Annotated in this window: 4 protein-coding genes and 1 tRNA gene; 3 read left to right on the forward strand and 2 right to left on the reverse strand. The window is 71.7% G+C overall.

Annotated elements, in window-relative coordinates:
• Window positions 1–2480 (forward strand): AMP-binding protein (locus HUU95_RS10715; protein WP_174280104.1); only part of this gene is annotated, 2480 nt, incomplete at its 5' end.
• A gap of 4 nt (window positions 2481–2484) precedes the next feature.
• On the opposite strand, the gene HUU95_RS10720 is transcribed toward HUU95_RS10715, so the two are convergent.
• Together HUU95_RS10720 and HUU95_RS10725 are read right to left on the reverse strand one after the other, a co-directional pair.
• A tRNA-Cys gene (locus HUU95_RS10720) sits at window positions 2485–2558 on the reverse strand.
• Between the two features lie 36 nt (window positions 2559–2594).
• A complete protein-coding gene (locus tag HUU95_RS10725) occupies window positions 2595–3008 on the reverse strand; it encodes a (deoxy)nucleoside triphosphate pyrophosphohydrolase (RefSeq protein ID WP_302480117.1) in 414 nt (137 codons plus the stop codon).
• A gap of 32 nt (window positions 3009–3040) precedes the next feature.
• Between HUU95_RS10725 and HUU95_RS10730 the strand changes: the two genes are divergently transcribed.
• Together HUU95_RS10730 and HUU95_RS10735 are read left to right on the forward strand one after the other, a co-directional pair.
• On the forward strand, window positions 3041–3223 hold the full coding sequence (locus HUU95_RS10730; protein ID WP_174280105.1) for a Flp family type IVb pilin: 183 nt from the start codon (window positions 3041–3043) through the stop codon (window positions 3221–3223).
• Window positions 3224–3338: 115 nt separating this feature from the next.
• Window positions 3339–3506 (forward strand): Flp family type IVb pilin, encoded by a 168-nt coding sequence (locus HUU95_RS10735; RefSeq protein ID WP_174280106.1) that lies wholly within the window; start codon window positions 3339–3341, stop codon window positions 3504–3506.
• Window positions 3507–3698 lie beyond the last annotated feature (192 nt).

Here is a 3698-nt window from a genome sequence, read left to right on the forward strand (position 1 = left end):
CAACGGACTGGCGCGGCTTCGTCGCGCGCCCGCAGGCCTGGCCGATCCTGGCGGGCCTCGCCGGTCTGGCGGTCGCCGGGGGCACCTTCGTCGTCCCCCTCTACGCCTGGCTGCAGACGCACGCCCGCCCCGACCAGCGCTCGCGCGTCATCGCCGCCAACAACATCGTCAACGCGGTGGTGACGGTGGCGCTGACGCTGGTCGTCCTGCTGCTGATCGGGCGCGGCGCCGGCGTGCCGGGCGTGATGGGGGCGCTCGGCTTCGCGACGCTGGCGGTGGCGCTGATCTCCTGCTGGCTGCTGCCCGAGACGGTGTTCAAGGGCCTCGCCCGCGCCGTGCTGACGCTGCTGTACCGCATCCGGCTGACCGGCGCGGAACACCTGCCGGCGGACGGCACGGGCGCGGTGGTGGTGGTCAACCACGTGTCCTTCCTCGACGGCCTGCTCCTCGCCGCCGTCCTGCCCGGCAAGCCGACCTTCGCCGTCCACACCCGGGTGGCGCAGGCCTGGTGGGTCCGGCCGTTCCTCGGCCTGTTCGACGCCTTCCCGGTCGATCCCACGAATCCGATGGCGGCCAAGGCGATGGTCAAGGCGGTGCGCGACGGCCGCACGCTGGTGATCTTCCCCGAAGGCCGCATCACCGTGACGGGCGCGCTGATGAAGGTGTTCGACGGCCCCGGCATGGTCGCCGACAAGGCCGGGGCGCCGATCGTGCCGGTGCGGATCGAGGGCGCGCAGTTCACGCCCTTCTCGCGGCTGGGCGGCAAGGTGCGCCGCCGCTGGTTCCCGCGCATCGCGCTCACCGTCCTGCCGCCGCGCCGCTTCGTCGTGACGGGCGACAGTGCCCGCGCGCGCCGCGCCGCCGCCGGACGCCAGCTGTACGACGTGATGAGCGACGCCGCCTTCGCCACCGCCGCCATCGACCGCACGCTGTTCCAGGCGCTGCTCGGCGCCAGGGACATCCACGGCGGCAAGGCGTCGGTGGTCGAGGATGTGCAGCGTGCCCCGCTGACTTACGACCGCCTCGTCACCGGCGCGCTCGCGCTAGCCGGGCCGCTGGCGGACGGCACCGCGCCCGGCGAGGCGATCGGGCTGCTGCTCCCCAACGTCAACGCGGTCGTCGCCAGCTTCTTCGCGCTCCAGTTCGCCGGCCGCGTGCCCGCGATGCTCAACTACACCGCCGGGCTCGCCAACCTTCAGGCCGCCTGCCGCGCGGCGGCGGTGAAGCGGATCGTCACCTCGCGCGCGTTCGTCGAGCAGGCGAAGCTGGGCGACACGCTGGCGGGGCTGGCGGGCGACGAGCTCGCGATCCGCTATCTGGAGGACCTCCCGCTCGGCGCCGGCACCAGGCTGCGCGCGCTGCTGCTCACCCGCCTCGCCGGCCGTCTGCACCGCCGCCGCCGCGTCTCGCCGGAAAGCCCGGCCGTCATCCTCTTCACCAGCGGCTCGGAGGGCCTGCCCAAGGGCGTCGTGCTCACCCATCGCAACCTGCTGGCGAATTGCGAGCAGCTCGCCGCGCGGATCGACTTCAACGCCGGCGACGTGGTGCTCAACGCGCTGCCGGTGTTCCACAGCTTCGGGCTGACGGGCGGCACGCTGCTGCCGATCCTGCACGGGGTGAAGACGGTGCTCTACCCGTCGCCGCTCCACTACCGCATCGTCCCCGCGCTCGCCTATGACGCGAACGCGACGATCCTGTTCGGGACGGACACGTTCCTCGCCGGCTATGCCCGCATGGCGCATGGCTATGACTTCTTCAGCCTGCGCTACATCTTCGCCGGCGCCGAGCGCGTCCGCGACGAGACGCGGCGCGTCTATGCGGAGAAGTTCGGGCTGCGCATCCTGGAAGGCTATGGCGCGACGGAGGCGGCGCCGGTCATCGCGGTCAACACGCCCATGCATTTCCAGGCCGGCAGCGTCGGCCGGCTGCTGCCCGGCGTCGAGGGCCGGCTCGATCCCGTGCCCGGCATCGACGCGGCTGACGGGATTGGGGGCGGCCGCCTGTCGATTCGGGGGCCGAACATCATGGCCGGCTATCTGAAGGCCGACGCGCCCGGCCGGCTCCAGCCGCCCAAGGGCGGCTGGCACGACACGGGCGACATCGTGCTGATCGACGCGGCCGGCTTCGTCACGATCCGCGGCCGCGCCAAGCGCTTCGCCAAGATCGGCGGCGAGATGGTCTCGCTACCCGCCGTCGAAGGCTACGCCGCCCGGCTCTGGCCCGACAGCGAGCACGCGGTGGTCACCCGGCCGGACGCGCGCAAGGGCGAGCAACTGGTGCTGTTCACCACCCGCGCCGACGCCAGCGCCGCGGCGCTCCAGGCCTGGGGCCGCGCCAATGGCGTCACCGAGCTGATGCTGCCCAAGGAGGTGCGGATCGTCCCGGCGCTGCCCGTGCTCGGCACCGGCAAGCTCGATTACGTCACCATGACCGCGCAGGCGGTGCCCGTCGCGACGACAATGGAGCCGGAGGACGCCTGACGGCTGGAGGCCCGACCGGGAATCGAACCCGGGTGCAAGGATTTGCAGTCCTCTGCGTCACCACTCCGCCATCGGGCCAGCGGGGCGGGGCTTGGCGGAGACGCCCGCCCCCTGTCAACCCAGCGCCGCGAGCAGCGGCTGGTCGGCCGGCGGCATCGGCAGGTCCGCCAGCGCGCCGACCGTCGCCCAGCGCAGCGCGGCGGCGTGCAACGCGCGCGGCACGCCGTCCCAGCGCTCGACGCGATAGAGCAGCAGCAACAACGGCCGCGTGCCCGCTAGCCCGTCGGAAAAGGCGAGCGGCCGGCAGTCGCGAGGGTCGACCGCGATCCCCAGTTCCTCGCGCAACTCGCGCGCCAGCGCCGCCGCCGGTGTCTCGCCCGACTCCACCTTGCCGCCCGGAAACTCCCACAGGCCCGGATACGACCCGCCCGCCGGCCGCTGCTGCACCAGGACGCGCCCGTCCGCGTCGATCAGCGCGCCCGCCGCCACGATCATCACGGCCGGCATCAAGGTTGAAGCGTCAGCCATTCGTTAAGTATCCGTCACGTAGAACGTGGAGCATGTGGCGAGTTCCTTTCCTGCTAGGGCGCCTGCGCGTCGAGACTCGCGCCGCCACCGCCGTCGAATACGGCCTGATCCTCGCGGGCATCGTGCTCGTGATCTTCGGCGCGCTGCAGGCGCTCGGCGGCAGCACGGCCAATATGTGGAACAATATCAGCACCAAGGTACTCGCCGCCCACTGACGAGCGATCCGATCGGCATTCAATCTTTATCAACGTCTCGCCGCTAGACCGGCGCCTGCTGCACCGGTCGTCCGGTCGGCCGGGTAACTGAAGCTTCAACGACTGGAGACCATCTATGCAGACCATCCGCAACTTCATCAAGAACAACAAGGGCGCGACCGCGATCGAGTACGGCCTGATCGCCGCGCTGATCGCCGTCGCCGCGATCGCCGCGATGCAGGGCCTGGGCAACAACCTGAAGAACACGTTCAACAACGTGTCGTCCAACCTGAAGACCACCTAGGGTTTCATCTCGGCCATCATGGCTGGCGGGGGGTGGCGCGGCCGCGGCGGCGCCACCCCTCTTGCGTGTTCGGGAGCACGAGCCGTCCCGCCGGCATGACGGCGGCGCCTGAACCCTCTACGGGTCGGCCCGTGCCCGACCTGTTCGCCGCGTTCGATCCGCCGCTCCCGCCCGACGCGCCCGCGCCGGACG

This window comes from Sphingomonas bacterium, assembly GCF_903643065.1.
Lineage (GTDB): Bacteria > Pseudomonadota > Alphaproteobacteria > Sphingomonadales > Sphingomonadaceae > Sphingomonas.

Bases quoted from the DNA above. Each gene is read 5' to 3' on its own strand.
- HUU95_RS10735 (WP_174280106.1), top strand. From the start codon at position 3,339: ATGCAGACCATCCGCAACTTCATCAAGAACAACAAGGGCGCGACCGCG.
- HUU95_RS10730 (WP_174280105.1), top strand. From the start codon at position 3,041: ATGTGGCGAGTTCCTTTCCTGCTAGGGCGCCTGCGCGTCGAGACTCGC.
- HUU95_RS10725 (WP_302480117.1), bottom strand. From the start codon at position 3,008: ATGGCTGACGCTTCAACCTTGATGCCGGCCGTGATGATCGTGGCGGCG.